This is a genomic window from Mitsuaria sp. MSU3D (assembly GCF_056867975.1).
Genome location: NZ_CP200314.1, coordinates 656,962 through 683,004, shown reverse-complemented (window position 1 = coordinate 683,004; position 26,043 = coordinate 656,962). Strand labels below are relative to the sequence as shown.

At 68.4% G+C, this 26,043-nt stretch carries 24 protein-coding genes; 13 read left to right on the top strand and 11 right to left on the bottom strand.

The features are described from left to right. Positions 1 to 157: 157 nt before the first annotated feature. The 4 genes from AC1VNM_RS03145 to AC1VNM_RS03130 are packed head-to-tail and all read right to left on the bottom strand — an operon-like array spanning position 158 to position 3,780. Entirely contained in the window at positions 158 to 874 is a 717-nt protein-coding gene (locus AC1VNM_RS03145) for an ABC transporter ATP-binding protein (protein ID WP_431102697.1), read from the bottom strand. A gap of 24 nt (positions 875 to 898) precedes the next feature. Then, entirely contained in the window at positions 899 to 1,690 is a 792-nt protein-coding gene (locus AC1VNM_RS03140) for an ABC transporter ATP-binding protein (protein WP_377155881.1), read from the bottom strand. 22 nt (positions 1,691 to 1,712) lie between these two features. After that, entirely contained in the window at positions 1,713 to 2,846 is a 1,134-nt protein-coding gene (locus AC1VNM_RS03135) for an ABC transporter permease subunit (protein WP_377155882.1), read from the bottom strand. 10 nt (positions 2,847 to 2,856) lie between these two features. Continuing rightward, the gene (locus tag AC1VNM_RS03130; RefSeq protein WP_483105826.1) at positions 2,857 to 3,780 is read right to left on the bottom strand and encodes a branched-chain amino acid ABC transporter permease; all 924 of its coding nucleotides are present in this window, start codon (positions 3,778 to 3,780) and stop codon (positions 2,857 to 2,859) included. 283 nt (positions 3,781 to 4,063) lie between these two features. Between AC1VNM_RS03130 and AC1VNM_RS03125 the strand changes: the two genes are divergently transcribed. Together AC1VNM_RS03125 and AC1VNM_RS03120 are read left to right on the top strand one after the other, a co-directional pair. Next, positions 4,064 to 5,950, top strand: a complete 1,887-nt coding sequence (locus AC1VNM_RS03125) for a sensor histidine kinase (protein ID WP_431102694.1) — start codon at positions 4,064 to 4,066, stop codon at positions 5,948 to 5,950. After that, positions 5,943 to 7,283 carry a sigma-54-dependent transcriptional regulator gene (locus tag AC1VNM_RS03120; RefSeq protein WP_377155886.1) on the top strand — a complete coding sequence of 447 codons (1,341 nt, stop codon included), beginning with the start codon at positions 5,943 to 5,945 and terminating at the stop codon, positions 7,281 to 7,283. The genes AC1VNM_RS03125 and AC1VNM_RS03120 overlap by 8 nt, the downstream gene beginning before the upstream one ends. Before the next feature lie 156 nt (positions 7,284 to 7,439). Here the strand turns inward: AC1VNM_RS03120 and AC1VNM_RS03115 are convergent, their stop codons facing one another. Then, entirely contained in the window at positions 7,440 to 7,814 is a 375-nt protein-coding gene (locus tag AC1VNM_RS03115) for a response regulator (protein ID WP_377155888.1), read from the bottom strand. A 315-nt stretch (positions 7,815 to 8,129) separates the two neighbouring features. On the opposite strand from AC1VNM_RS03115, the gene AC1VNM_RS03110 reads away from it, so the two are divergent. The 4 genes from AC1VNM_RS03110 to AC1VNM_RS03095 are packed head-to-tail and all read left to right on the top strand — an operon-like array spanning position 8,130 to position 13,643. Further along, positions 8,130 to 8,789, top strand: a complete 660-nt coding sequence (locus AC1VNM_RS03110) for a biliverdin-producing heme oxygenase (RefSeq protein WP_483105825.1) — start codon at positions 8,130 to 8,132, stop codon at positions 8,787 to 8,789. Beyond that, positions 8,789 to 11,167, top strand: a complete 2,379-nt coding sequence (locus tag AC1VNM_RS03105; RefSeq protein WP_483105824.1) for an ATP-binding protein — start codon at positions 8,789 to 8,791, stop codon at positions 11,165 to 11,167. Before AC1VNM_RS03110 ends, AC1VNM_RS03105 begins: the two co-directional genes overlap by 1 nt. Positions 11,168 to 11,186: 19 nt before the next feature. Beyond that, complete coding sequence (locus AC1VNM_RS03100) at positions 11,187 to 11,645, top strand: response regulator (RefSeq protein WP_377155894.1); 459 nt, start codon at positions 11,187 to 11,189, stop codon at positions 11,643 to 11,645. Between the two features lie 3 nt (positions 11,646 to 11,648). Next, positions 11,649 to 13,643, top strand: a complete 1,995-nt coding sequence (locus AC1VNM_RS03095; protein ID WP_483105823.1) for a hybrid sensor histidine kinase/response regulator — start codon at positions 11,649 to 11,651, stop codon at positions 13,641 to 13,643. Between the two features lie 178 nt (positions 13,644 to 13,821). Here AC1VNM_RS03095 and AC1VNM_RS03090 read toward each other — a convergent pair whose 3' ends face one another. From AC1VNM_RS03090 to pmbA, 4 genes are all read right to left on the bottom strand, one after another. Next, positions 13,822 to 14,205: a type II toxin-antitoxin system RelE/ParE family toxin gene (locus tag AC1VNM_RS03090; protein ID WP_483105822.1), complete on the bottom strand. Its 384-nt coding sequence runs from the start codon at positions 14,203 to 14,205 to the stop codon at positions 13,822 to 13,824. A 115-nt stretch (positions 14,206 to 14,320) separates the two neighbouring features. Beyond that, positions 14,321 to 14,707: a hypothetical protein gene (locus AC1VNM_RS03085; protein WP_431102687.1), complete on the bottom strand. Its 387-nt coding sequence runs from the start codon at positions 14,705 to 14,707 to the stop codon at positions 14,321 to 14,323. Between the two features lie 150 nt (positions 14,708 to 14,857). Then, positions 14,858 to 15,940, bottom strand: coding sequence for a TRAP transporter substrate-binding protein (locus AC1VNM_RS03080; protein WP_067270047.1), 1,083 nt, complete (start codon positions 15,938 to 15,940; stop codon positions 14,858 to 14,860). A 108-nt stretch (positions 15,941 to 16,048) separates the two neighbouring features. Next, entirely contained in the window at positions 16,049 to 17,416 is a 1,368-nt protein-coding gene (gene pmbA / locus AC1VNM_RS03075) for a metalloprotease PmbA (RefSeq protein WP_377162023.1), read from the bottom strand. Positions 17,417 to 17,538: 122 nt separating this feature from the next. Here pmbA and yjgA point away from each other — a divergent pair, with 122 nt between their 5' ends. Genes yjgA through AC1VNM_RS03060 form a run of 3 tightly spaced genes read left to right on the top strand, consistent with a single transcriptional unit; the run spans position 17,539 to position 19,316 of the window. Next, positions 17,539 to 18,141, top strand: coding sequence for a ribosome biogenesis factor YjgA (yjgA, locus tag AC1VNM_RS03070; protein ID WP_483105821.1), 603 nt, complete (start codon positions 17,539 to 17,541; stop codon positions 18,139 to 18,141). Then, entirely contained in the window at positions 18,128 to 18,754 is a 627-nt protein-coding gene (gene mog / locus AC1VNM_RS03065; RefSeq protein WP_483105820.1) for a molybdopterin adenylyltransferase, read from the top strand. The genes yjgA and mog overlap by 14 nt, the downstream gene beginning before the upstream one ends. A gap of 58 nt (positions 18,755 to 18,812) precedes the next feature. Beyond that, complete coding sequence (locus tag AC1VNM_RS03060) at positions 18,813 to 19,316, top strand: FKBP-type peptidyl-prolyl cis-trans isomerase (protein ID WP_331617172.1); 504 nt, start codon at positions 18,813 to 18,815, stop codon at positions 19,314 to 19,316. 104 nt (positions 19,317 to 19,420) lie between these two features. Here AC1VNM_RS03060 and cysE read toward each other — a convergent pair whose 3' ends face one another. Continuing rightward, positions 19,421 to 20,188, bottom strand: coding sequence for a serine O-acetyltransferase (cysE, locus tag AC1VNM_RS03055; protein WP_377155907.1), 768 nt, complete (start codon positions 20,186 to 20,188; stop codon positions 19,421 to 19,423). Between the two features lie 121 nt (positions 20,189 to 20,309). Then, entirely contained in the window at positions 20,310 to 21,113 is an 804-nt protein-coding gene (locus AC1VNM_RS03050) for an RNA methyltransferase (protein ID WP_431102681.1), read from the bottom strand. Positions 21,114 to 21,267: 154 nt separating this feature from the next. On the opposite strand from AC1VNM_RS03050, the gene AC1VNM_RS03045 reads away from it, so the two are divergent. From AC1VNM_RS03045 to mutS, 4 genes are all read left to right on the top strand, one after another. Next, complete coding sequence (locus AC1VNM_RS03045) at positions 21,268 to 22,245, top strand: inositol monophosphatase family protein (RefSeq protein WP_377155908.1); 978 nt, start codon at positions 21,268 to 21,270, stop codon at positions 22,243 to 22,245. A 164-nt stretch (positions 22,246 to 22,409) separates the two neighbouring features. Next, the gene (locus AC1VNM_RS03040; RefSeq protein WP_483105819.1) at positions 22,410 to 22,895 is read left to right on the top strand and encodes a Panacea domain-containing protein; all 486 of its coding nucleotides are present in this window, start codon (positions 22,410 to 22,412) and stop codon (positions 22,893 to 22,895) included. Beyond that, positions 22,892 to 23,314 (top strand): hypothetical protein, encoded by a 423-nt coding sequence (locus tag AC1VNM_RS03035; protein WP_483105818.1) that lies wholly within the window; start codon positions 22,892 to 22,894, stop codon positions 23,312 to 23,314. The genes AC1VNM_RS03040 and AC1VNM_RS03035 overlap by 4 nt, the downstream gene beginning before the upstream one ends. Before the next feature lie 110 nt (positions 23,315 to 23,424). After that, complete coding sequence (mutS, locus tag AC1VNM_RS03030; protein ID WP_483105817.1) at positions 23,425 to 26,025, top strand: DNA mismatch repair protein MutS; 2,601 nt, start codon at positions 23,425 to 23,427, stop codon at positions 26,023 to 26,025. Positions 26,026 to 26,043: the final 18 nt, after the last annotated feature.

Below are 26,043 nucleotides of genomic sequence, written 5' to 3'. Positions count from 1 at the left end.
CGGAGGGACGTCGGAAAGAACGAAGGGTCCTCGCGGACCCTTCGTCGTCATGCATGCCGGCATGCACGTCATCACTGGGCGCCGGCCGTGACCGGCGCCGCAGCGAGGCTCGCTCGCCCGCTCGTTCGCAAACGTACTCGCCCACGTACTCGCCGACTCACTCGCCGAGGTAGGCCGCGCGCACCTTCGGGTCGTTCAGCAGCGTCTTGCCGTCGCCTTCCATCGTGATCGCGCCCGACTCCATCACGTAGCCGCGGTTGGCCAGTTCCAGCGCGCGGCTGGCGTTCTGCTCGACGAGCAGCACGGTCACGCCCTGCTGGTGGATGTCGTTCACGACCTCGAAGATCTTGTCGACCATGATCGGCGACAGGCCCATCGACGGCTCGTCCAGCAGCAGCAGCTTGGGACGCGCCATCAGCGCGCGGCCCATGGCCAGCATCTGCTGCTCGCCGCCGGACATCGTGCCCGCGAGCTGGTTGCGCCGTTCCTTGAGCCGCGGGAACAGGCCGAAGACCTTCTCGATGTCGGCCTCGATCTCCTTGTCCTTGCGGATGAAGGCGCCCATCTGCAGGTTCTCGGTGATCGTCATGCGCGTGAAGGTGCCGCGGCCTTCGGGCACCATCACCAGGCCCTGTTTGGCCAGGTTCCAGGCGCCCTGGCCCTTGATCGACTGGCCCAGGAACTTCACGTCGCCGACGTTGAGCGGCTGCAGTCCGGTGATGGCCTTGAGCGTGGTGGTCTTGCCCGCGCCGTTGGCGCCGATGAGCGAGACGAGCTCGCCCTCGCGCACGACGAAGTCCACGCCCTTGACCGCCTGGATCCCACCGTACGCGACCTTGAGGCCCTCGACCTGGAGGAGGATGTTGTCTGCCATCTTTTCGATTTCCTTGGGTCGCGCTCAGGGAGCCGCGTGGACTTCTTGCGCCGCATGGGCGCCGAGGTAGGCCTCGATCACCTTGGGGTTGCGCTGCACGTCGGCCGGCGTGCCTTCGGCGATCTGCTTGCCGTAGTCCAGCACCGAGACACGGTCGCACAGGCCCATCACCAGCTTCACGTCGTGCTCGATCAGCAGGATCGTGCGGCCGTCGTTGCGGATGCGGTCGATCAGCTCGCGCAGCACGACCTTCTCGGTCGCGTTCATGCCGGCGGCGGGCTCGTCCAGCGCGATCAGCTTCGGATCGGTGGCCAGCGCGCGCGCGATCTCGAGGCGACGCTGGTCGCCGTAGGACAGCGTGCGCGCCTTGAAGTCGGCGTGCCGGCCGATGCCGACGTAGTCCAGCAGCTCGCGGGCGCGGGCGGTGATCTCGGCCTCTTCCTTCTTGAAGCCCGGCGTGCGCAGCACCGCGCCGATCAGGCCCGAGTGCGTGCGCACATGGCGCCCGACCATCACGTTCTCCAGCGCGGTCATGTCGGCGAACAGCCGGATGTTCTGGAAGGTCCGCGCGATGCCGGTCTTGGCGACCTGGTGCACCGCCTGCGGCTTGTAGGGCTGGCCGCCGAGTTCGAAGGTGCCGCCGTCGGGCACGTAGAGCCCGGTGATCACGTTGAAGAAGGTCGTCTTGCCGGCGCCGTTGGGTCCGATCAGGCCGTAGACCTGGCCCTGCTTGATCTCGATGCCCACATCCGACAGCGCCTGCAGACCGCCGAAGCGCTTGGAGGCGCCGGCCACTTTCAGTACGGTTTCAGTCATTGGTTCTTGCTCCTGGCGCGGGTCAGGTGGCGTTGATCGCATTGCCGGCATTCGCGGGCGGCTGCGCGCCCGGCGGCAGCGGCCGCGACTTGCCGTGTTCCGGCGAGGGCCACAGGCCGCGCGGACGGATCAGCATGATCACGATCATGGCCAGCGCCACCAGCAGCTGGCGCAGGATGGACGCGTCCAGGCGGCCGTCGGTCATCTCCTGCAGCGGACCGGCGACGTAGCGCAGCACTTCCGGCAGCGCGGCCAGCAGCAGCGCCCCCAGGATCACGCCCGGGATGTGGCCGATGCCGCCCAGCACCACCATGGCGACGATCATGATCGACTCCTGCAGGCTGAACGATTCCGGCGAGACGAAGCCCTGGAACGCGCCGAACATCGAGCCCGACACGCCGCCGAAGGTGGCGCCCATGCCGAAGGCCAGCAGCTTCATGTTGCGGGTGTTGATGCCCATGGCCTTGGCGGCGATCTCGTCCTCGCGGATGGCCATCCAGGCGCGGCCGATGCGCGAGTTCTCGAGCCGGTAGCAGATCAGCACCGAGCCGACCACCAGCGCCAGGAACAGGTAGTAGTACATCGACACCGAGTTGACGGCGAAGCCGAGGATCTCGTGGTTCTGGCTGAACTCGAAGCCCCAGAAATGGACGCCGTCGATCTGGCCGATGCCGCGCGGGCCGTTGGTGATGTTCAGCGGATATTCCATGTTGTTCAGGAACACCCGGATGATCTCGCCGAAGCCCAGCGTCACGATGGCCAGGTAGTCGCCGCGCAGCTTCAGCGTCGGCGCGCCCAGCAGCACGCCGAACAAGCCCGCCAGCAGCGCCGCCAGCGCGATCGCCAGCAGCAGCGGCAGGTGCAGCCCGTTGGGGAAGGCGGCGGCGATGTGCTCGAAGTTCTCCGCCAGGTGCGGGCTGTTGAGCAGCGCGAACAGGTAGGCGCCCACCGCGTAGAACGCGACGTAGCCCAGGTCGAGCAGGCCGGCGTAGCCGACGACGATGTTCAGGCCCAGGGCCAGCAGCACGTACAGCAGGGCCAGGTCGATGATGCGGACCGGGCCGTTGCCGAACTGCTGCGCGAACAGCGGCAGCACCAGCAGCAGCGCGCCGGCGACCAGGAAGGTGATCAGCTTGGAGGATTTGGTCTGGAACATGTGCGGCTCCTCAGGCGCGGTCGGCGACGCGTTCGCCCAGCAGGCCGGACGGCCGCAGCGTCAGCACCAGGATCAGCGCGATGAAGGCGAAGATGTCGGAGTAATGGCTGCCCAGCACGCCGCCGGTCCAGTCGCCGAGGTAGCCGGCGCCGATGGCCTCGATCAGGCCCAGCAGCACCCCGCCGACCATCGCGCCGGCCAGGTTGCCGATGCCGCCCACCACCGCGGCGGTGAAGGCCTTCAGACCCGGCAGCACGCCCATGGTGTGCTGCGCGGTGCCGTAGTTGGCGGCCCACATCAGGCCGGCCACCGCGGCCAGCGCGGCGCCGATGATGAAGGTCAGCGAGATCACCGCATCGGGCTTGACGCCCATCAGCGAGGCGACGCGCGGGTTCTCGGCCGTGGCGCGCATCGCGCGGCCCATCTTCGTGTGGTTCACCAGGAACAGCAGGCCGCCCAGGATCACGACCGTCGTCACCAGGATCACGATCTGCGTCACCGTGATCACGGCGCCGCCAATGTGGATCGGGTCAGCCGGCAGCAGCTGCGGGAAGGGCTTGGGGTTCGGCTTCCAGATGATCATCGCCAGCGTCTGCAGCAGCAGCGACATGCCCATCGCGGTGATCAGCGGCGCGAGTCTGGGCGCGCTGCGCAGCGGCCGGTAGGCGATCTTCTCGATCGTGTAGTTGAGCAAGGTGCAGATCACGACCGCGCAGACCAGCGCGATCAGCATCAGCGCCCAGCCGGGCAGGCCCAGCGACGCCAGCGCCGTGACCACGGTCCAGCTGACGAGGGCCCCCACCATCAGCACGTCGCCGTGCGCGAAATTGATGAGGTTGATGATGCCGTAGACCATCGTGTAGCCCAGCGCGACGAGGGCATACATGCTCCCCAGCACCAGGCCGTTGATGATCTGCTGAAAAAGTATCTCCATAAGGCCCCAGCATGTAGTTGGACGCGGCTCGCACCGCGTGACGGCGCTTCGGGGTGCAACCCCCGTGCCAAGCGCTGCGTTTCAAGGGTATTCACCGACAAGGTGACATCCGTGCGTACGAGGCGACGTTGTGTTCCCAGTCTCGGCGACGCAACGAGGTGCGGAAATCCGCACAAACCGCCTAGCCAGCCGGGCGATTCCTCGCCAGTCACAAAAAAGCCGCCGCGCCGGGTGCAAGGCGTGCGCCAAGTTGGGCACACTGGGCGTCGATTTTTCGTCTCCCATGCCCTCGGTCGCCTCCTCCTCCTTCGCCTCGACATCGGTCCGCCAGCGGCTGGCGCATTTCCTCGGCCGGCCGACCTTCTACCTCTACCTGACCGGCGTGCTGATGCTGCTGGGCCTGCTGCTGGGCCATCGCTTCAGCGAACGCGCCAGCCTGGACCAGCTCAGCGCGCTGGCCACCGAACGGCTGGAGCTCTACGCGTCCAACCTGCAGACCGAACTCGGCCGCCACGCCTATCTGCCCAGCCTGCTGGCCATCGACGGCGATGTGTCGCGCCTGGTCGAACATCCCGAGGACGAGGCCCTGCGCAAGGCCGCGAGTCTGCTGCTGGCCCGGGTCAACGTGCGCGCGGGGACGACGCAGATCTTCGTCGCCGATCCGGACGGCCGCGTGCTCGCGGCCAGCGAGCCGCTGACCCCACCGCTGCGGCTGCAGCAGGCGATCGAGCAGGACCGGCACCACTTCTTCGCCTCCGACGCCGGCCAGACGGGGCTGAGCGGCTCGACCAACTTCTTCCTGCTGCATCCGTTGCGGCGCAACCAGCAGTTGCAGGGCGTGATCGTCGTGAAGCTCAACCTGGCGCCGCTGGAGTCGACCTGGGTGGACCTGGGGCTGCGCTCGCAGGGGGAACGGATCCTGGTCTCGGACGACCAGGGCGTGGTGATCATGAGCTCGGTCGAGGACTGGCGCTACGCGGTGCTGAACCGCGCCGACGCGTCCGAGCGCGACCGCCTGCAGGCCAGCGCGCGTTACCCCAAGGTCGGGCCGGACCTGGGCCTGCCGGGCGCACTGGAGGCCTACAACAGCCTGTTGGTGCGGGCGCCCGCGCCGGCCAGCGCGACGCTGCTGGCGCAGGAGCGGCAGCTGCTGCCGCTCGGTCTGCGGCTGCTCGCCCTGTCCGACCTGTCGGAAGTGCGGCGGCAGGCACGCCTGGCGGCCTGGAGCGGCGCGGCCTTCGGCGCGGCGATCGGCATGCTGCTGCTCTACCTCGCCTCGCGTCGGCGCGCGCTGCGGCAGCTCTTCCACGCGAAGACCGAATTGCAGAACGCGCATGCGCAGCTGGAGCTCATCGTCGATGAACGCACGGCGGAACTCCGCCAGACCAACGAGGAATTGCTCGACCAGATCGCCCAGCGCCGACAGGCCGAAGGCGAGCTGCTGCAGACCAGCAAACTGGCGGTGCTGGGGCAGATGTCGGCGGGCCTGTCCCATGAAGTCAACCAGCCGCTGACGGCGCTGCGCGCGCTGGCACGGAATTCGCAGAGGTTGCTGGAGGCCGGCCGCACGCAAGCGGTCGCGGACAACCTGCAGACGATGGACGACATGGTCGAGCGGATGGGTCAGATCACGCGCCAGCTCAAGAGCTTCGCCCGCAAGGCGGAGCCCTCGCGCACGGCGGTGTCGCTGCTGGCGAGCGTGAACAACGCGAGACTGCTGCTGGAGCACCGCACGCGTCAGCTGGACCTGCCCGTGGAAGTCGACGTGCCGCCGGGGCTGCGTGTCAGCGCCGAATCCAACCGGCTGGAGCAGGTGCTCGTGAACCTGCTGGCCAACGGCATCGACGCGATCGCGTCGGAGCCGGCGCACGATGGCCACGAACGGCGGCTGCGCGTCGCGGCCGTGCCGACGGACGACGGCCGGCGCGTGCTCGTGCAGGTGCAGGACACGGGACCGGGGCTCAGCGAATCGCTGCTGCCGCGGCTGTTCGAACCGTTCTTCACCACCAAGCCCGCCGGCGAAGGCCTGGGGCTGGGGCTGGTGATCTCGTCCAAGATCGTCCACGAGTTCGGCGGCGCGCTGCGGGCGCACCGCCTGGACCATGGCATGTGTTTCGAGTTCGACCTGGAGGTCGACACCTGGCAGGCCGAGGAGGGGCAGTATGTTTGAAGGCTACAAGGTCGTGTTCGTCGAGGACGACCTGCCGGTGCGGGTCAGTCTGACCCAGACGCTGGAACTCGAAGGGCTGGCCGTGGTGCCGTGCCGCTCGGCCGAGGAGGCGCTGCCGCATGTGCAGCCCGGCGCGCAGGTCATCGTCATCACCGACGTGCGCCTGCCCGGCATGGATGGACGCGCGCTGCTGGCCCACGTGCAGGCGACCGATCCGCAGATCCCGGTGATCCTGATCACCGCGCACGGCGACGTGAACATGGCCGTGCAGGCGATGCGCAACGGCGCCTACGATTTCATCGAGAAGCCCTTCGCGCCGGAGCGGCTGCTGGACACGGCGCGGCGCGCGCTGGACCTGCGCCTGATCCGCCACTCGGCCGACGAGTTGCGCGCGCAGCTGTCGGCGGCCAGCGGCATCGAGGCGGCGCTGCTCGGCAAGTCGGCCGCGATGCAGCAGTTGCGGCGGCAGGTGCTCAACCTGGCCTCGACCTCGGCCGACGTGATGATCCTCGGCGAGACCGGGACCGGCAAGGAACTGGTCGCGCGCTGCCTCCACGACCAGAGCCCGCGGCGCGATCGCAACTTCGTCGCGATCAACTGCGGCGGCTTGCCCGAAGCGCTGTTCGAGAGCGAACTCTTCGGCCATGAGTCCGGCGCGTTCACGTCGGCGGGCAAGCGCCGCATCGGCAAGATCGAACACGCCAACGGCGGCACGCTGCTGCTCGACGAGATCGAGACCATGCCGGTCGCGCTGCAGATCAAGCTGCTGCGCGTGCTGCAGGAACGTCGCGTGGAACGGCTCGGCTCCAACGAGGAACAGGTCATCAACGTCCGCTTCATCGCGGCGAGCAAGGCCGACCTCAAGGAGATGGGCGAACGCGGACAGTTCCGCAGCGACCTCTACTACCGGCTCAACATCGCCACGCTGGTGCTGCCGCCGCTGCGCGAGCGCCGCGAGGACATCCCGCTGCTGTTCGAGCACTTCGTCGCCCAGGCCTGCAAGCGCTACGAGCGCGACGCGCCCGAACTCACGCCCGAGAAGCTGCGCGAGCTCATGGCCCACGACTGGCCGGGCAATGTGCGCGAGATCCGCAACGCGGCCGACCGCTTCGTGCTGGCCCTCGATGACCTCGATTCATCGGCCGCGATCCAGGCCGTGCCCAACCTGGCACTGGCGCGTCAGATGGAAATGGTCGAGAAAGCACTCATCGAACAGGCGCTGCGGCGATCAGGCGGCAAGGTGCCGGCGGCGATGGAACTGCTCGGGACACCGCGCAAGACGCTCTACGACAAGCTGCATCGGCACGGGATCCAGCTCGACGATTTCCGCTGAAGCCCCTCTTCCTTCCCCCTCTCTGCGTCCGCATGGGGGAAAGATTTTCCCGGCTCCGCCGCGAAAACCCTTCCCCCATACACCGACACAGCACCGCCCTTCGACGGCCGCGCACCAAGGACTTCGAAAGACGTTGTTCGTGGTGGCGTTCGGCCTTCAAGCGGCCTGACGCGAGGCGAGCGGCGCAGCATCCAGCACCGCCTTCAATTGATCGATCGTCGCGGGCTTGACCAGGTAGGCGCTCGCGCCGCGACGGATCGCCTCGGCAGCATCACCGGGGTCGGACGTGCCGGTGAGCATCACCACAGTCATCGGTCCCTGCAACAAGGCCTCGGTCAAAAAATCCATGCCCTGCCCGTCCGGCAGCGCCCGATCCAGGATCAGGACGTCCGGTCGGTGCTCGGCGATGCGCTGGCGCGCCTCGCGCAAGCTCCCGGCAGTGGCGGCGGAGTAACCCTCGAGTTCGAGGAGGATGCCCAGCGTTTCGCTGGACTCGAGGTTGTCGTCGACGATGACGGCGTGGGGAGGCATGGCAAACCCTGCGGCAAGAGGTCCACGGAACAAGCCGGCGGGCGCGGCGCGAGCCGGCGCGCGACAAGCGTGCGATGAGGGGAATCGGGGCGACTCGGCAAATGGCGTGCCTCCCTCGGCGACACCCCTCTGGCGCACGGTTCGACATTCTTGCCGCGGTCGCGCGCGGGCATGGGACCCCTCGTCCGTAGGGGGCGGGACGGATGTTTGCCCTGGGCCTTTCTGACCATAATCCGCGCCTTCGCGGAGAGGGGTTGCGGCAAGTCCGCAACGTGCCCGACCCGCAGTGCGCGCCCGCCTTGTTTGCCGAGCTTCATGACGACGACCGACGCCACGATCGAGACCGACCTGCTCCCCCGCCTGCGCCGCAGCACCGGGCCGCTGCATGACGACATCGAGGCGCTGCTCCGGCTGGAGGCGCCGATGCCGCTCTTGCGCTACGGCCGCATCCTGCGCGGGTTCCACGAATTCCTGCAGTTGTGGGAACCGCGCGCGCGCCAGGCGTTGCCGGAGCGCCTTCGCCCCTGGTTCGACGCCCGTGTGCGATCACCGTTCGCCGCGCGCGACCTCGCCGCGCTGGAGCTGCCCGAGGACGCCGCGGACACCGCGATGCGCGCGTCGGCGCTCGCGGCGCTGCACGGGCTGCGGCTGGATTCGTCGGCGGCGGCCTTGGGATCGCTGTACGTCATCGAGGGCTCGGCGCTCGGCGGCCAGGTGCTGACGCCGAAGCTGCTGGCCGCGCACGGCCTGACCCCCGAGCACGGCGCGGCCTACTTCCACGGCTTCGGGGCCCGGACCGGCGCGATGTGGCGCGAGTTCCGCCAGCTCGCCCAGGCCGAAGCCGGCGGCGCGGAAGACGATCGCATCGCCGCCTGCCACGCGGCGGTGGAGACCTTTCGTGCGCTGATCGCGACCTTCGGGGCGCTGGACGCGCCAGCAACGCCCGCAGCGCCCGCAGCGCCGCCGAGGTCATGATGAATACCGACACGCTGGCCACGTCGCCGACGGACCTGCAGGTCGCGCAGTGCGCGAGCGAGCCGATCCGCATTCCCGGCGCGATCCAGCCGCACGGCTGGTTGGCGGCGGTGGACTGGCGCAGCGGCGGCCTGGTCGCGTTCAGCGAGAACTGGTCGGCCTTGCTGCAGTCCACGCCGGACATGCTGGCCGCGCGCATCGAAGGCGCGCTGGACGCGGTCAGCGGTGTGCGGCCGGGGCTGATCGACGGCGAAGGCCCCGTGTCCTGCGGCACGTTGACGATCGGCGGACGGCGCCTGCACGTGTCGGGCCACCGGCTCGGCGGGCTGGCCTACTTCGAGCTCGAAGCCGACACCGACGACGCCGGCAACCGCGCGCCGATCTACAGCCTGGCGCGACACCTCGTGCCGATGATGCAGCGCACCGACGCGGTGAGCGAACTCTGCCGCATCGTGGTGGCGGAGATGAAGCGGCTGACCGGCTTCGGCCGCTGCCTGGCCTACCGCTTCGACGCGGACGGCCACGGCGAGGTGCTCGCCGAAGCGATCGACCCCGGCTACGACGCGTACGCCGGCCACCGGTTCCCGGGTTCGGACATTCCGCCGCAGGCGCGCGAGCTCTACCGCATCAACCACATCCGGCTGATCGCCGACGCGCACTACGAGCCGGTGCCCGTGCGCTTCGTCGACGGGCGCGACGGCACGGCGTTGGACCTGTCGCAGGCCGCGCTGCGCAGCGTGTCGCCGGTGCACCTCGAGTACATGCGCAACATGCGGACGCTGGCGTCGATGTCGGTGTCCATCATCGTGGACGGGAAGCTGTGGGGACTGGTGTCCTGCCACGACCACGCGCCGCGCCAGTTGTCCTGGCAGGCGCGCATGGCCTGCGAGCACCTGGGCCAGCTGCTGTCGCTGCAGATCGAGGCCAAGGAAGAGAACGAGCAGGTCACCGAGCAGTTGCGGCTGCGTCAGCAGACGCTGGCGATCGTGGCGCACCTGTCCGACAGCGACGCCACGCTGCAGCGCCTGGTCGAAGAACCCGGCCCGCTGCTGCGCCTGGCGCGCGCCACCGGCGCCGCCGTGATCCTCAACGACAGCTGCTGGGCCGTCGGCGAGACGCCGGACCACGCCACGCTGCTGGCACTCGGCCAATGGCTGGGCAACCGCATCGACCAGGTCTGGCACAGCGACCGGCTGCCGGTGGACGCGGCGTCGCTGGGCAGCGAGGCACGCGGGGAGACAGGCAACGAGGCGGATAACGAAATGGGCAACCCGCTGGGACCGACGGCGGGGCTGCTGGCGATCTCGATCTCGAAGCTGCATCGGCATCACATCGTCTGGTTCCGGCCCGAGATCGTCCAGACCATCCTATGGGCCGGCGACCCGCGCAAGGAATCGGCCATCGGCGAAGACTCGCGGCTGCATCCGCGCCGCAGCTTCGCCAGCTGGAAGCAGCAGGTGAGCGGCCGGTCCCTGCCCTGGACGCCGGGCGAGATCCACGCGGTGCAGGAACTGCGGCAGGCGCTGATCGGCATCGTGCTGCGGCGCGCCGAGGAGATGGCCGAGGTCGCGATGGAACTGGGCCGCGTCAACAAGGAGCTGGAAGCCTTCTCCTACACCGTGTCGCACGACCTGCGCGCGCCGATGCGCCACATCGCGGGCTTCGTCGACCTGGTGCTGGAGATGGAGGGCGGCGCGCTGTCCGAGCGTTCGCGGCGCTACCTGGCGCATGTGAAGGAAGCCTCCGCGCATGCCGGCCAGCTGGTGGATGCGCTGCTGGACTTCTCGCGCATGGGGCGCTCGGCGATCAAGCCCGGCTCGATCAACACGGACCACCTGATCGACGACCTGATCGCGGAGCAGAACACGCTGAACAAGGACCGCCGCATCGAGTGGGCCGTGTCACGCCCGCTGCCGCGGCTGTGGGGCGATCCGATCCTGCTGCAGGTCGCCATCCGCAACCTCGTCACCAATGCCGTCAAGTACACGCGGCCGCGCGATCCGGCGCGCATCGAGATCACCGGCTTCGAGACCGGAGACGGCGTCGGACTGAGCATCTCGGACAACGGCGTGGGTTTCCAGATGAAGTACGTGAACAAGCTGTTCGGCGTGTTCCAGCGCCTGCACCAGACCGAGTCCTTCGAAGGCACCGGCATCGGCCTGGCGAGCGTGCGACGCATCGTCGAACGGCACGGCGGCCAGGTCGAGGCCTGGGGCGAGGCCGACCGCGGCGCACGCTTCCGCTTCACGCTGCCCACCCGCGAGATGGCGGAAGCCCAAGCCATCGATCCCGCCCCCGGCCACGGGGCATTCCCCCCTGACGATGCCGCCGTGACCGCCTTCGAGCGATCGGTCGGCACCGGCAACACCCTTCTCTGACCCCCAGCCCCCGAACGCCATGCTCAAGCCCATCCTGCTTGTTGAAGACGACGCCCGCGATCTTGAACTGACGCTGGTCGCCCTCGAACGCAGCCAGCTCGCCAACGAAGTGATCATCGTGCGCGACGGCGCCGAGGCGCTGGACTACCTGAACCGCGAAGGCGTCCACGCGGACCGCGCCGAGGGCAATCCGGCCGTCATCCTGCTGGACCTGAAACTGCCGAAGGTGAACGGGCTGGAGGTGCTGAAGGCGGTCCGCGCCACGGAACGGCTCAAGAGCATCCCGGTGGTGATGCTGACCTCGTCACAGACCGAGTCGGACGTGGTGCACAGCTACGAGCTCGGGGTGAACGCGTATGTCGTGAAGCCGGTGGAGTTCAAGCAGTTCGTCGCGGCGATCGCGGACCTGGGCGTGTTCTGGGCCGTGCTGAACGAACCGCCGCCCGGATCGCTGCGCGCCACGCGCCGCTACGAATGAGCCATGACTGAGACGTCACCGCCGCCCGACGACGCGGGCTCGCCGCCGCTGGAGATCCTGCTGCTGGAGGATTCGACTTTCGACGCGGAGCTGCTGCTCGCGTCGCTGGAGACGACGCATCCCCGCGCGCGGGTGACCTGGGTGAAGGACGAGCCTCAGCTGCTGGGCGCGCTGGAGACGCAGCGCTTCGACCTGATCCTGTCGGACTACCAGTTGCCGGGCTTCACCGGGGCGGAGGCGCTGACGCTGGCGCAGCAGCTGGTGCCGGGGACGCCGTTCATCTTCGTGTCGGGCGTGATCGGCGAGGAGAACACGGTGGAGCTGCTCAAGCGCGGCGCCACCGACTACGTGATGAAGGGCCGGCTGACGCGGCTGCCGGTCGCGATCGACCGCGCGCTGCGAGAGGTGCGCCAGCGCGAGGCGCAGATCCAGGTCGAGGCGCAGCTGCGCGAGGCCGACGCGCTGTATGCGCGGGTCGTCGATTCGCTGCAGGACCACGCGGTGATCCTGCTGGACACCGAGGGCCGCATCCGCGACTGGAACCGCGCGGCGGGGACGATCTTCGGCCACGCGCTGGACGACGTGCTCGGCATGTCGGCGGAGATCCTGCTGACGCCGGAGGACCGCGCGGCGGGCGTGCTGGAGAACGAGCTGGCGCTGGCCCTGACGCAGGGCGCGGCGCGCGACGACCGCTGGCTGATGCGGCAGGACGGCACGCGGCTGCGCGCCGAGGGCGTGGTGACGCCGCTGTTCAGCGCGGCGGGCGTGACGACGGGGTTCTCGAAGATCATCCGGGACACGACGCCGGCCTACGAGGCGCAGCAGGCGCTGCGACAAGGCAAGGAAGAAGCGGAGCGCGCCAACGAGCTCAAGGACCAGTTCCTCGCGGTGCTGTCGCACGAGCTGCGCTCGCCGCTGAGCGCGATCACGGGCTGGGCGGACATCCTGACCAATTTCTCCGACGCCCATCCGCTGCTGGGCAAGGCCTCGACGGTGATCCGGCGCAACGCGCAGCTGCAGGCGCGGATGATCAACGACCTGCTCGACATGAGCGCGGTCGTGGCCGGCAAGCTGATGCTGCAGACGACGCCGATGGACCTGGCGGCACTGGCGGCGGACTCGGTGCTGGGCGCGCTGCACGAGGCGCAGGGCAAGGGCGTGGCGCTGAACTGCCATGCGGCGGCGCCGGTGTGGATCCCGGGCGATGCGCAGCGCCTGTCGCAGGTGATCACGAACCTGATCGGCAACGCCATCAAGTTCACCGAGAGCGGCGGCCGCGTCGACGTGCAGGTCGAGGTCGAGGACGGCTGCGCGCTGCTGCGCGTGCGGGACACGGGCCGCGGCATCTCGCCGGAGTTCCTGCCCTTCGTCTTCGATCGGCTGCGGCAGGAGGACGGCTCAAAGACGCGCAAGGTCGGCGGCCTCGGCCTGGGCCTGGCGATCGCGCGCGCGATCGCGCAACTGCACCAGGGCCGCATCAGCGCCGACAGCCCGGGCCCGGGCCGCGGCGCGGTCTTCGAGCTGCGCCTGCCGATGCTGGCGGAGCAGGCCCTGGCGCCCTCGCCATGCGCGGAGCCGGTGGAGTTGTCGGAAGACACGCTGTCGGGCGTGCGGGTGCTGCTCGTCGACGACGAGGAGGACGCGCGCGAGGTGGGCCAGGTGGCGCTGAGCCGCCTGGGCGCGAAGGTCAGCGTGGCGACGAGCGCGGCGGAGGTGCTGTCGCGCCTCGAAGAAGGCGAGGAGCACTACGACCTGCTGGTGTCCGACATCGGGATGCCGGAGATGGACGGGCGCTCGCTGATCCGCGCGGTGCGGCAGCTGCCGGGAGGCAGCCCCGACAAGCTGCCGGCGGTGGCGCTGACGGCCTTCGCGATGGTCGCGGATCGCCAGGAAGGCCTCGCGGCCGGGTTCCAGGGCTACGTGGCCAAGCCGATCGAACTGGCCGCGCTCACGCGCGCGGTGCAGGAGGCGCTGGGGCGCAAGGCGGGCGGGGATTGAGGGTCATCAGCGTCGCGGGCCGGCTGCGCTGAGCGCCCGCTGCCTGCGCGGACGGACGGGCTCCGAGGGTCGACGCGGCTGCAACGTGGGGCGGCACAGCGCTTGCACCGCCATGTACTTGGCTCCAGTCACCCTACCCGCTCGCTTGAGCGTGAAGTAGAGGTCGAGAAGCGTTCGATCAAATGGAGACACGGATTTGTGCATGGCAATTCACTTTGAAAAGACGACCGTCCTCGATCTCCGTCTCGCGTTGATCGAGGCCCAATGACAGAAATTCTTTGACGGCGTCTCGGCAATGCAGCTCCCTCGCGGTGCTGATGTTGCTCAGATCGCTCTTCGCGAAACCGTAAACGAAGAGCCAGGTCTCGAATTCCGGTTTGGCGACGATCGTCCGGAAACCGCCACGCTTTCCTTGACCGTTTCGGGCAATGCGCTTCTTGAACAGCGCGCCCCCGAGGTTCGCGTCGATCAAACCCTGTGTCATCTCCAAAACGGCCCGACAGAGATCGTCATCTTTCCAACCCTTGATCTCGCATCCAACGGCGAAACCTGCGCGCGACATACACCGTCACATCGACCTCCACGCAGCACTGCGATGAACCTCAGTGCCGGGTCTTGCGTGCGAACGATTCGTTCTGAAGGCGGCCTACTGATGGGGGCGTGGCGACCGCCCGATTTCAGAATGTGGATCTGCGGCGCACCAGGCTCGGCACGGCCAGCAGGACGATCAACACCGCCTCGAAGAGATCGAAGGCGAAGGGACCGTCCGATGCGTACAGCTCCATCACGTGGCGCCAGCCGAAGAAGACGATGCTGAGCGCATACAGCACCAGCAGCAGCACCGCGCCGATGCGGCGCACCGGTTGCGGCACGAGCAGCATGATCAGCAGACCCGCCAGCACACCCGCCGGCACGAGCGCCCAGAACGGCGGCGACGCATACGTGAACGCGTAGGCAAAGAGCCGGAAGCAGATCACGGCGATGACGGTCAGCGTCAGCAGCACCGTGAGCAGCACGCGAAGGGCCTTGAGGAGCGCCTCGAGCGACTGCGTTTCCTGATTCATGAACTCATCCTGATGCCGGTTGATCGAGGACCGATTGTGACGCCACGGCCCCTGCCCTCGGCTCAAGGGCACGCCACAAGCGGAACGGGCCGCGCCCCTTTCGAAGCGCGGCCCGCGATCAGCGGATGTCGTTGCGGACGTCGGTCCCGATCAGAACCGCTGCGACTGCATGTAGTCGTCGAAGCCCGCTTCCGCGAAGCGGAACCACAGGTTCTGGTCGCGCCGGAAGTTGGCGTAATCCTCGTAGACCTTCTTCCAGTTCGGGTTCTTCGCCGACAGCTCCGCGTACAGCGCCATCGACTCCTTGAACGCCAGGTCCATCGTGTCCTTCGGGAAGCGCATCAGCTTGGTCTTGGCCGCCACCAGCTGCTTGAGCGCCTGCGGGTTCAGCACGTCGTACTTGGCTTGCATGTCCACGTGCACGTACGCGGACGCCGCTTCCACGATCGCCTTGTACTCGGGCGACAGCCCTTCATAGGCCTTGGTGTTGATGAAGAAGTCGACCTGCGGGCCGCCCTCCCACCAGCCGGGGTAGTAGTAGAACGGCGCCACCTTGTTGAAGCCCAGCTTCAGGTCGTCGTACGGTCCGACCCATTCCGCGGCGTCGATCGTGCCCTTCTCCAGCGCCGAATAGAGCTCGCCGCCCGGCAGGTTCTGCGGCACGCCGCCCATGCGCTCGATCACCCGGCCGGCGAAGCCGCCGATGCGGAACTTCAGGCCCTTGAAGTCCGCCGCCGACTTGATCTCCTTGCGGTACCAGCCCGCCATCTGCGCGCCGGTGTTGCCGCCGGGAAAGTTGATGATGTTGTAGTTCCGGTAGAACTCGCGCATCAGCTTCAGGCCGTTGCCGTGGAAGGTCCACGCCGTCATCTGCCGCGAGTTCAGCCCGAACGGGATGGACGCGCCGATCGCGAAGGTCTCGTCCTTGCCGAAGAAGTAGTACGGCACCGTGTGCGCGATCTCGACCGTCGCGTTCTGCACGCCGTCGACCACGCCGAAGGCCGGCATCAGCTCGCCGCCCGCGTGCACGCTGATCTGGAACTTGCCGCCGCTGAGCTCGCTGACCTTCTTGGCGAAGACCTCGCCGCCGCCGTAGATCGTGTCGAGCTGCTTGGGGAAGCTCGACGCCATCCGCCACCGGATGTTGGCCTGCGCATGCACGATGGCCGGTGCCGCACCCGCGGCCAGCACGCCGGCCAGGCCGGCATTCTTGACGAACGAACGACGCTCCATGAAGTCTCCTGTTTCGTTGGTATGGGGCGCCCTCTGCGGGAGCCCTTGAGCGAAAGCAGGATTAACTACCGCCGGGCTGGCGTCAACCTGACAAGCCCTGGGGAAGCCTCAGGCGCCAGCGAGCTTCATGTTCTCCAGCAGGATCGACCCCACCGTCTTGCTGCCCAGCGTGTAGGTGTCGGCGCCGATGCCCACGATCTGCTTGAACATCTCCTTGACGTTGCCTGCGATCGTGATCTCGTTGACCGGGAAGGCGATGACGCCGTTCTCGACCCAGTAGCCGCTCGCGCCGCGCGAGTAGTCGCCGGTCACGTAGTTGACGCCCTGCCCCATCAGCTCGGTGACGAACAGGCCGGTGCCGAGGCGGCGTAGCATCGTCGGCAGATCGTCGCCGGGTGCCGTCGCCTTGCTGCGCATCGTCAGGTTGTGCGAGCCGCCTGCGTGGCCCGTCGTGCGCAGGCCCAGCTTGCGCGCCGAATAGGTCGACAGGAAGTAGCCCTTGAGCACGCCCGCCTCGACCACGGTGCGGGCCTTGGTGACCACGCCTTCGTCGTCGAAGGGCGAGCTGCCCTTGCCCTTGACGATGTGCGGATCCTCGACCACCTCCACATGCGGCGACAGGATCTGCTGGTCCAGGCTGTCGAGCAGGAAGCTCGCACGGCGGTAGAGCGCGCCGCCGCTGGTGGCCTGCACCAGCGCGCCCAGCAGGCCGGCCGCGACCGGGGCCTCGAACAGCACCGGCACGCTGGCCGTCTTGACCTTGCGGCCCTTCAGCCGCGCCAACGCGCGCTCGGCGGCGTAGCGGCCGATCGATTCCGCGGACGAGAGATCCGCCGCGTCGCGCATCGAGCTGTACCAGGCGTCGCGCTCCATGCCCGCGCCACGGCCGGCGATCGGCGCCACCGACACGGAATGCCGCGAACTTGCATACCCGCCGCGGAAACCGCGCGAGTTGCCCGAATAGAAGTGCGACTGCTGCGCCGAGACCGCCGCGCCTTCCGAGTTGGTGATGCGCGCGTCCGTCTTCAGCGCCGCGTCCTCGCAGCGCAGTGCCAGCTCGGCGGCCTGCTCGGCGGTGATCGCCCACGGATGGAAGAGGTCCAGCGACGGCCGCGCCGCTTCGTCAAGCGACAGGTCCTGCTCGTCCGGCAGGCCGGCGAATTCGTCCTCGGCCGTGAAGCGCGCGATGTCGTAGGCGGCGCGCACGGTGTCCTTCAGCGCCTGCGGCGAGAAGTCCGAGGTGCTCGCGTTGCCTCTGCGCTGGCCCAGGTAGACCGAGATGCCCAGCGACTTGTCGCGGTTGCGCTCGACGTTCTCGAGCTGGCCGCGCCGCACCGACACCGACATGCCGCTGCCTTCGGAGACTTCCGCGCCGGCGTCGCTGGCGCCCTGGCGTTTGGCCTCGGCGAGCACGTCCTCGATCAACTGGCGGAAATGGTCCTGGCTGTAGGCGAATCCTTGCTCGGCTTGACTCATGAATGCGGTCTCTTTGGAAAGCAGCGCGGCCTGGGGGAATCCGAGGCCGCGGCGGGGTGGCGACTATCATACGGGCGCTGTGCCCCGCCCTTCCGGTCGGGGCTTCTCGCTTTCTCCCCCTCATGAACGCCGACCACGACGACCACGACGACCGCGCGGACTTCGACGACTTCGAAGACGACCGCCCCAGCAAAAGCCAGCTCAAGCGCGACATGGACGCGCTGCAGGCGCTGGGCGAAGAACTGCTCACGCTGCCCGAGAAGCGCGTGGCCGCGCTCGACCTGCCGGAATCGCTGCTCGACGCGATCAAGGAAGGTCGCCGCATCGTCGCCGGCACCGCCCGCAGCGGCAAGAAGCGCCACCTGCAGCTGATCGGCAAGCTCATGCGCCAGGTCGATCCCGAACCGATCCGCGAGGCGGTCGCCGAGTTCAAGCTCGGCCGCGCGCAGGACTCGCTCGAACTGCACCAGGCCGAGCGCTGGCGCGTGCGCCTCGTCGAGGACGACAACGCGCTGCAGGGCTTCCTCGACGCCTTCGACGAGGTCGATACCCAGCAGCTGCGCAGCCTGATCCGCGCCGCCCGCAAGGACCGCGCCCAGGCGCCCGAGCAGCGCAACGGTCGCGCCTGGCGCGAGCTGTTCCAGTTCGTGAAGGGCCACGTGCTCGCGGGCAAGGGCGACGCGGCCGGCGACACGGAAGCGGCCGGCGAGGATGACGATGAGTGAGCCCGCGGCCCTGCCGGCCGACGGCGCGGCGCTGCCGCCGCCGGAGCCGGTGCGCATCGGCATCGTCTCGATCAGCGACCGCGCCTCCAGCGGCGTCTACGAGGACAAGGGCCTGCCCGCGCTGCAGGACTGGCTGCGCTCGGCGCTGATCAACCCGATCGAGTTCCAGCCACGGCTGATCCCCGATGAACGCGAACTCATCGCGCGCACGCTGCGCGAGCTCGTCGACGAGACCCGCTGCGATCTCGTGCTGACCACCGGCGGCACCGGCCCCGCGATCCGCGACGTCACGCCCGAGGCGACCATGGACGTCGCCGACCGCGTGATGCCGGGCTTCGGCGAGCAGATGCGGCAGATCTCGCTGCGCTTCGTCCCGACCGCGATCCTGTCGCGCCAGGTCGCGGTGATCCGCGGCCAGGCGCTGATCATCAACCTGCCGGGCCAGCCCAAGGCGATCGCCGAGACGCTGGCCGGCCACGAGGCCGCCAGCGGCATCTTCGCCGCCGTGCCGTACTGCATCGACCTGATCGGCGGCCCCTACCTTGAAACACGCGACGCGATCTGCGCCGCGTTCCGTCCCAAGACCGCCCAACGGCCCAAGCGCCCGGGCTGACCACCCCCGCGGCCTCCACGAGGGGCCTCCACAAGAAGCACGCACTGAGCAACACCCCATGAAGATCACCAAGGACACCATCGCCACCGTCGAACTGAAGGTCGCGAACAAGCTCGGCCAGATCATCGAGAAGACCGATGAGCCGATGGCGCTGCTGATCGGCGGCTACGGCAACACGCTGCCGGTCGTCGAAGCCGCGCTGGAAGGCCAGGAGAAGGGCTTCGCCACCACGATCGAGCTGACGCCCGAGACCGGCTTCGGCGAGCGCGACGAGAGCCTGCTGATCACGATCCCGAAGAAGGACTTCCCGCCCGGCGTGAAGGTCGGCGGCCAGATCCAGATCCGCCAGGCCAAGGAAGGCGAGGAAGAGCCGGCGGCCGACGACGGCTTCCATGTCTTCACGGTCGTGAAGGTCAAGGGCGACACCGTGCACCTGGACGGCAACCACCCGCTGGCCGGCCAGCACCTGAAGATCAGCGTCAAGGTCACGGACGTCCGCGCCGCGTCGCAGGAAGAGATCGAGCACGGCCACGCGCACGGCGCGCACGGGCATCACCACTGATCGCCATCCAAGCCCTCACGATGGGGGCACTCTGAAGAACGAAGGGCGCCATCGGCGCCCTTCTGCGTTTCCGCCCGGAGCGGAAGCGAATCAGCTTCCGCTGATCACTTCACCAGCCGCGACAACTCCGCCGCGTCGAAGTGCTCGCCCTGCTGCGCGCCTTGCGGCACGCAGTCCTTGCGCTCTTCCTCGGACAGCTTCGCGATCGCCTGCCACAGCAGCGCGATCTGGTGCTCCTGGGTTGCGGCGTTGTCGATCAGGCCCTTCATGGCCAGCGCCACCGGGTCGTCGCCCTGCGTCACGCCGTAAGCCGAGAAGCCCATGCGCGCCGCCGCCTCTTCGCGTCTGGCATCGAGCTTGGCCTCGATGACGCGGGCCGGATTGCCGACCGCCGTCGCGCCCGGCGGCACCGGCTTGGTGACCACCGCGCCGGAGCCGACGCGCGCGCCCTCCCCGACCGTGAAGCCGCCGAGGATGCAGGCATTCGCGCCCACGATCACGCCGCGCTCCAGCGTCGGGTGCCGCTTGGCGCCCTTCACCAGCGAGGTGCCGCCCAGGGTCACGCCCTGGTAGATCGTGACCTCGTCGCCGATCTCGGTCATCTCGCCGATGACGACGCCCATGCCGTGGTCGATGAACACGCGCCGGCCGATGGTCGCGCCGGGGTGGATCTCGATGCCGGTCAGGAAGCGGCCGACGTGGGAGGTGAAACGTCCCAGCCAACGCAGGCCACGGAGCCAGAACCAGTGCGCACAGCGATGCACCACCAGCGCGTGCAGACCCGGATAACAGGTCAGCACCTCCCAGGCCGAGCGGGCGGCGGGGTCGCGTTCGAGGATGCAGGCGATGTCTTCGCGAAGACGCTGGAACATGGTGGGGGGACCCGATGGCAGCCCGCGAGGGGCTGGAGCTGAGGGTCGGCCAGTTTAGCGGCGGGTCCCGACCTTGCCGGCCGCAGGCTTACTGGCCTGCCGCGCGGGCGCCACGCCGAGCCTACTCGTCTCCCCCGAGTGCGGGGGGCGTGCCGGCGGCGGGGTGGGTCTTCTCGATCGCACGGGCGATGCCGCGCAGGATGTGGACCTCTTCCTTCGTCAGCCCGGCGCGGTTGAAGAGCTGGTTCAGCCGCGGCATCAGCTTCTTGGGCGAGGCCGGGTCGAGGTAGCCCAGGTGGACGAGGCTGCCTTCCAGATGCGTCAGCAGCCCCTGGACCGCCTGCGCGTCGGCCAGTTGCGGATCGGCCGTGCGCGGCGCCACCGCGTAGCCGCCCAGCGCCTGGCGCCAGTCGTAGGAGATCAGTTGGACCGCCTGCGCCAGGTTCAGCGAGCCGTAGTCCGGATGCGTCGGGATCGACAGCACCGCGTGCGCGCGGTAGACGTCCTCGTTGCTCATCCCGTAGCGCTCGGAGCCGAAGAGGAAAGCCACCTGATGGGGGAGCGGCTCCCCCATCGCCAGTTCGGCGAACAGCGATCTGGGCTCGCGCGTCGGCGGTCCGAAATCGCGCGGCGTCATCGCCGTGGCGCAGACGAAGGTGCAGCCGTCGAGCGCGTCCTCGACGCGGTCGACGATGCGCGCGCGGGCGAGGATGTCGGCCGCGCCGCTGGCCATGGCCACCGTCTCCTCCTGGCTCAGCACGTCGGCGAAGCGGGGCCGCACCAGCACCAGGTCGCGGAAGCCCATCACCTTCATCGCCCGCGCGGTCGAGCCGACGTTGCCGGGGTGGCTGGTCTCGATCAGCACGAAACGTGTCGGATCCGACGTCGGAGGGCGGGCGGTCGTGCCGGAGTCAGCCGGGGGCATAGGGGAAACCACGAGTCTGTGTCAAAATGGTCGATTATCCGCGCCGGTCCCCTCGCTCGCGATTCAATTCGCCCCCGAGGTTCTGACCACAGGCCCCAGGGCCGACGCACGCTCTTTCCTTTCGCCAGTCCACTTCCCACAGGAACCGTCCCGCATGACGCAAGCCGCTCACCATCCCATGCTCAACGTCGCCATCAAGGCGGCGCGTACCGCCGGCGCGATCATCAACCGCGCGTCGATGGACCTGGACATCCTGAAGATCAACACCAAGTCGCCCAACGACTTCGTGACCGAAGTGGACCAGGCCGCCGAGCAGGCGATCATCGAGACGCTGCTGCAGGCCTACCCCGACCACGGCATCCTGGCCGAAGAATCCGGCCGCGAATACGGCGCGAGGCACTCCGAGTACCAGTGGATCATCGACCCGCTGGACGGCACGACCAACTTCATCCACGGCCTGCCGTTCTACTGCGTGTCGATCGCGCTGGCGCACCGCAACATCGTTCAGCAGGCCGTCGTCTACGACCCGACCCGCAACGACCTGTTCTACGCGACCAAGGGCCGCGGCGCCTACCTGAACGACAAGCGCATCCGCGTCAGCAAGCGCACCCGCATGAGCGACGCGCTGATCGGCACGGGCTTCCCGTTCCGCCGCGGCGACAACTTCAAGCGCTACCTGAAGATGTTCGAGGACGTCATGACCCAGGTCGCCGGCGTGCGCCGCCCGGGCGCGGCCGCGCTGGACCTGTGCTACGTGGCCGCGGGCCACTACGACGGCTTCTTCGAGACCGGCCTGAACCCGTGGGACGTGGCCGCGGGCTCGCTGATCATCCAGGAAGCGGGCGGCCTGGTCGGCAACTTCACCGGCGAACCCGACTTCCTGCATCAGCGCGAGATCGTCGCCGGCACGCCGCGCATCTATGGCCCGCTGGTGCAGATCCTGGCGCCGTACACCCGCGTGATCACGCAGGACGCGCTGGACGCGGACGCAGACGCAGCCGCGGGCGGCGAGCCCGCTGACAAGGCAGCCCCCCGGAAGAAGGCCGCGGCCACCACCGAAGGGGGAAGCGAGGCGCCGAAGAAGCGCGCGCCGGTCCGCATCAAGAAGAACGACGGCGGCGCGGAAGCCTGATTCCATCGGCCTTCCCGACGATCCGCGGCGTCGTTGACGCCGATCAAACAGAGCCCTCCCCTTGGAGGGCTTTGTCGTTTTTGGCGCGAACGGTTGAAGCGCGAGCCGCTGGAGCAGACCTAGCATGGCTCCATTCGATCACTGGCATCACCCGCTTCAGCGCCATGACTACGCCTCTCTGCTCTGCCCAATCAGTTGCCGATTACATCCTCTCCTTCTTCCAGTGGAAATGTGACCCGATCAACAACTACAAGCTGCAGAAACTTCTCTATTACGTCCAGGGCTGGCACTTGGCGGAATACGACGAGCCCGCGTTTCCTGACCGGATCGAAGCCTGGATTTCAGGACCGGTCTGCCCTGCCATCTTTGAACGGTATGCGCAGTACACCTGGCGTCCGATATCGGAAGAGACGCAGGATCCCACGGGCCTTCCCGAACGTTTGACCAGGTTGATCGACGAGGTCGTTGATCTCTATGGCTTCGATACGGGGTGGTCCCTGGAGTACCGTGTGCACCGGGAACCCCCGTGGCTGGAGGCCCGCAAGGGCCAAGATCTCATCGACACGCGCCGCGAGGAGATCACGCACGAATCCATGGCGCGATTCTTCAAGGCGGAATCGGCGGCCGCCGAGGTGGAGGCGGGGTCATGACACTTCGCAAACGTGCCGAGCGGCGTCCCGCCGTCGCCGCCTCGACATTCCACGCTCTTCCGGACGGCATGCTGCACTTTTCGTTTCGGCTGCTGCACTCGACCGGCAAGTTCGGCCACGAACAGGTGACTGCTGCTGCACCCTACCTGTCGACGCTACTCGACAGGCTTCGAGGACTGTCGACCATGCGGCCCGACGAGTTCCGACGCAACAGGGATCGTGCGTGGCGAATCCACCCCGTGCAATGGTCCGAAACGACGGAGAAGAATGGTTTCAAACATCTGCCAAGCGAAATGCAGCAGTACGTCGCCTGGCAGTTCCAGTTGACAGCGAACGAACACGGCCGTGTTCATGGAATCCTGGTGGAGGATGTCTTCTACATCGTCTGGCTCGATCCCGAACACCGTCTCTACCAGTGATACCGGCAGCCCCGATCATGTCCAGCCATGCCCTACACTCATCCCCCAGTCAGCCACCACAGCGCCCTCCGCACGAGGGCGTTGTCCATTTCCCGTCCGCACCGCTCCCGATGACCAGCGCCGTCCCTGCCGATTTCAGCCACCACACGCCGATGATGCAGCAGTATTTCGGCCTCAAGGCCGAGCATCCGGACACGCTGCTCTTCTACCGGATGGGGGACTTCTACGAGGTCTTCTTCGACGACGCCCGCAAGGCCAACGCGCTGCTGGACGTCACGCTGACCACCCGCGGCCAGAGCGGCGGCGAACCGGTCGTCATGGCCGGCGTGCCGGTGCACTCGCTGGAGTCCTACCTCGCCAAGCTGCTCAAACTCGGTGAGTCCGTCGCGATCGCCGAGCAGACCGGCGAAGTCGGCGCCACCAAGGGCCCGGTCGAACGCAAGGTCGTGCGTGTGGCCACGCCCGGCACCGTCACGGAATCCGAGCTGCTCGCCGACAAGCAGGACTCGATCCTGCTGTCCATCGCCACGCAGGGCAAGACCTTCGGCTTGGCCTGGCTGTCGATGACGCAGGGGCAGATCGGTCTGGCGCAGTGCGGCGAACGCGACCTGCCCTCGTGGATCGCCCGCCTGTCGCCGGCGGAGGTCCTGGTCGATCGCGAGAAACATCCGCAGGCGGTGCTGGGCGCCAAGCTGCCGATCACCAACCGCCAGAGCTGGCAGTTCGATACGAACCTGGGCTGCCGCAAGCTCTGCGAGCAACTCGGCGTCGCGAACCTGCAGGGCCTCAACGCCCAGGACCTGCCCGCCGCGCATGCGGCGGCCTCCTGCCTGCTGTCCTATGCCGAGAGCACCCAGGGCAGCCGCGCGCTGAGCCACGTGAAGAGCCTGCGCGTGCTGCGCGCGTCCGACCTCCTGGACCTGCCGCCCGCCACCCAGCGCAACCTGGAGTTGACGCAGACGCTACGCGGCGAGACCTCGCCGACCCTGCTGTCGCTGCTGGACACCTGCCGCACCGGCATGGGCAGCCGCGCGCTGCGTTTCTGGCTGCTGCACCCGGAGCGTGAACGCACCGTAGCCCGCGAACGTCAGGCGGCCATCGCCGAACTGATGAGCACCGGGTTCGAGCCGCTGCGGGAAGCCTTCCGGCAGGTCTCCGACGTGGAGCGCATCGCCGCGCGCATCGCGCTGCGCCAGGTGCGTCCGCGCGAACTCGCCGGCCTGCGCGCGACCTTGCTGATCCTGCCCGAACTCGCGCAGACGGTCCCTGCCGGCGCGAAGTTGCTCGACGAGTTGTCCGAAGGCCTGCGCGCGTCGCCGCACATCGCGGAGCTGTTGAGCCGCGCCATCGCGGAAGAGCCGCAGGCGCTGATCCGCGAAGGCGGCGTGATCGCCAAGGGCTTCGACGAGGAGCTCGACGACCTGCGCGCCGTGCAGACCGACTGCGACCAGTTCCTGCTCGCGATGGAAGTCCGCGAACGCGCGCGCACCGGCATCGGCAACCTGCGGGTCAAGTTCAACAAGGTGCATGGCTTCTACATCGAAGTCACGAACAGCGGCCTCGAGAAGATCCCCGCCGACTACACCCGCCGCCAGACACTGACGAACGCCGAGCGCTTCATCACCCCCGAGCTCAAGGCCTTCGAGGACAAATCGCTGTCCGCGAACGAACGCGCCCTCGCCCGCGAGAAGATGCTCTACGAGATGGTCATCGACCAGCTCACCGAGGAGATGCCGGCGCTAGGCCGGCTCGCGCGCTCGCTGGCGTCGCTGGATGTGCTGGCCGCGCTCGCGGAACGCGCAGCGACGCTGAACTGGTGCCGTCCCGAGTTCGTCCCGCATCCCTGCATCGACATCCAGGGTGGCCGCCATCCGGTGGTCGAGGCCCGCCTGCGCGAGACCGGCGCCGGCGAGTTCATGGCCAACGACTGCCGGCTGGACGCCCGCACCAAGCTGATGGTGATCACCGGCCCGAACATGGGCGGCAAGAGCACCTTCATGCGTCAGGTCGCGCTGATCGCGCTGCTGGCGGCGATCGGCGCCTATGTGCCGGCGACCGCCTGCCGGCTGGGGCCCATCGACGCGATCCACACGCGGATCGGCGCGGCGGACGACCTGGCCAACGCGCAGTCCACCTTCATGCTCGAGATGACCGAAGGCGCCGCGATCCTGCACAGCGCGACCGAGCAGTCGCTGGTGCTGATGGACGAGATCGGCCGCGGCACCTCGACCTTCGACGGCCTGGCGCTGGCCGGCGCGATCGCCACCCACCTGCACGACAAGTGCCGCGCGTTCACGCTGTTCGCGACGCACTACTTCGAGCTGACCGAGTTCCCGGCCAAGCATCCGCAGGCGGTCAACATGCATGTCTCGGCGGTCGAGAGCGGCGAGAACATCGTCTTCCTGCACGAGATCCAGCCCGGTCCGGCGAGCCGCAGCTACGGCGTGCAGGTGGCGCGGCTGGCCGGCATGCCGGGTCCGGTCGTGCGGCAGGCCCGCGCGGCGCTGGAAGCCCTTGAAGCCCGCGCCACCGAGGGCGAGTCGCAGATCGACCTGTTCGCCCCGCCGCCGGAGCCCGCGCCGGGCGCGGTGGCCGAGGAGCCGTCCGAGCTGCTGGACGCGCTGCGGGACCTCGATCCCGACGCGCTGAGCCCGCGCGAGGCCCATGCGGCGCTGTACCAGCTCAAGCTGCTGGCCGCCGGCCGGCACTGAATCCTCCGCCGATCCGAC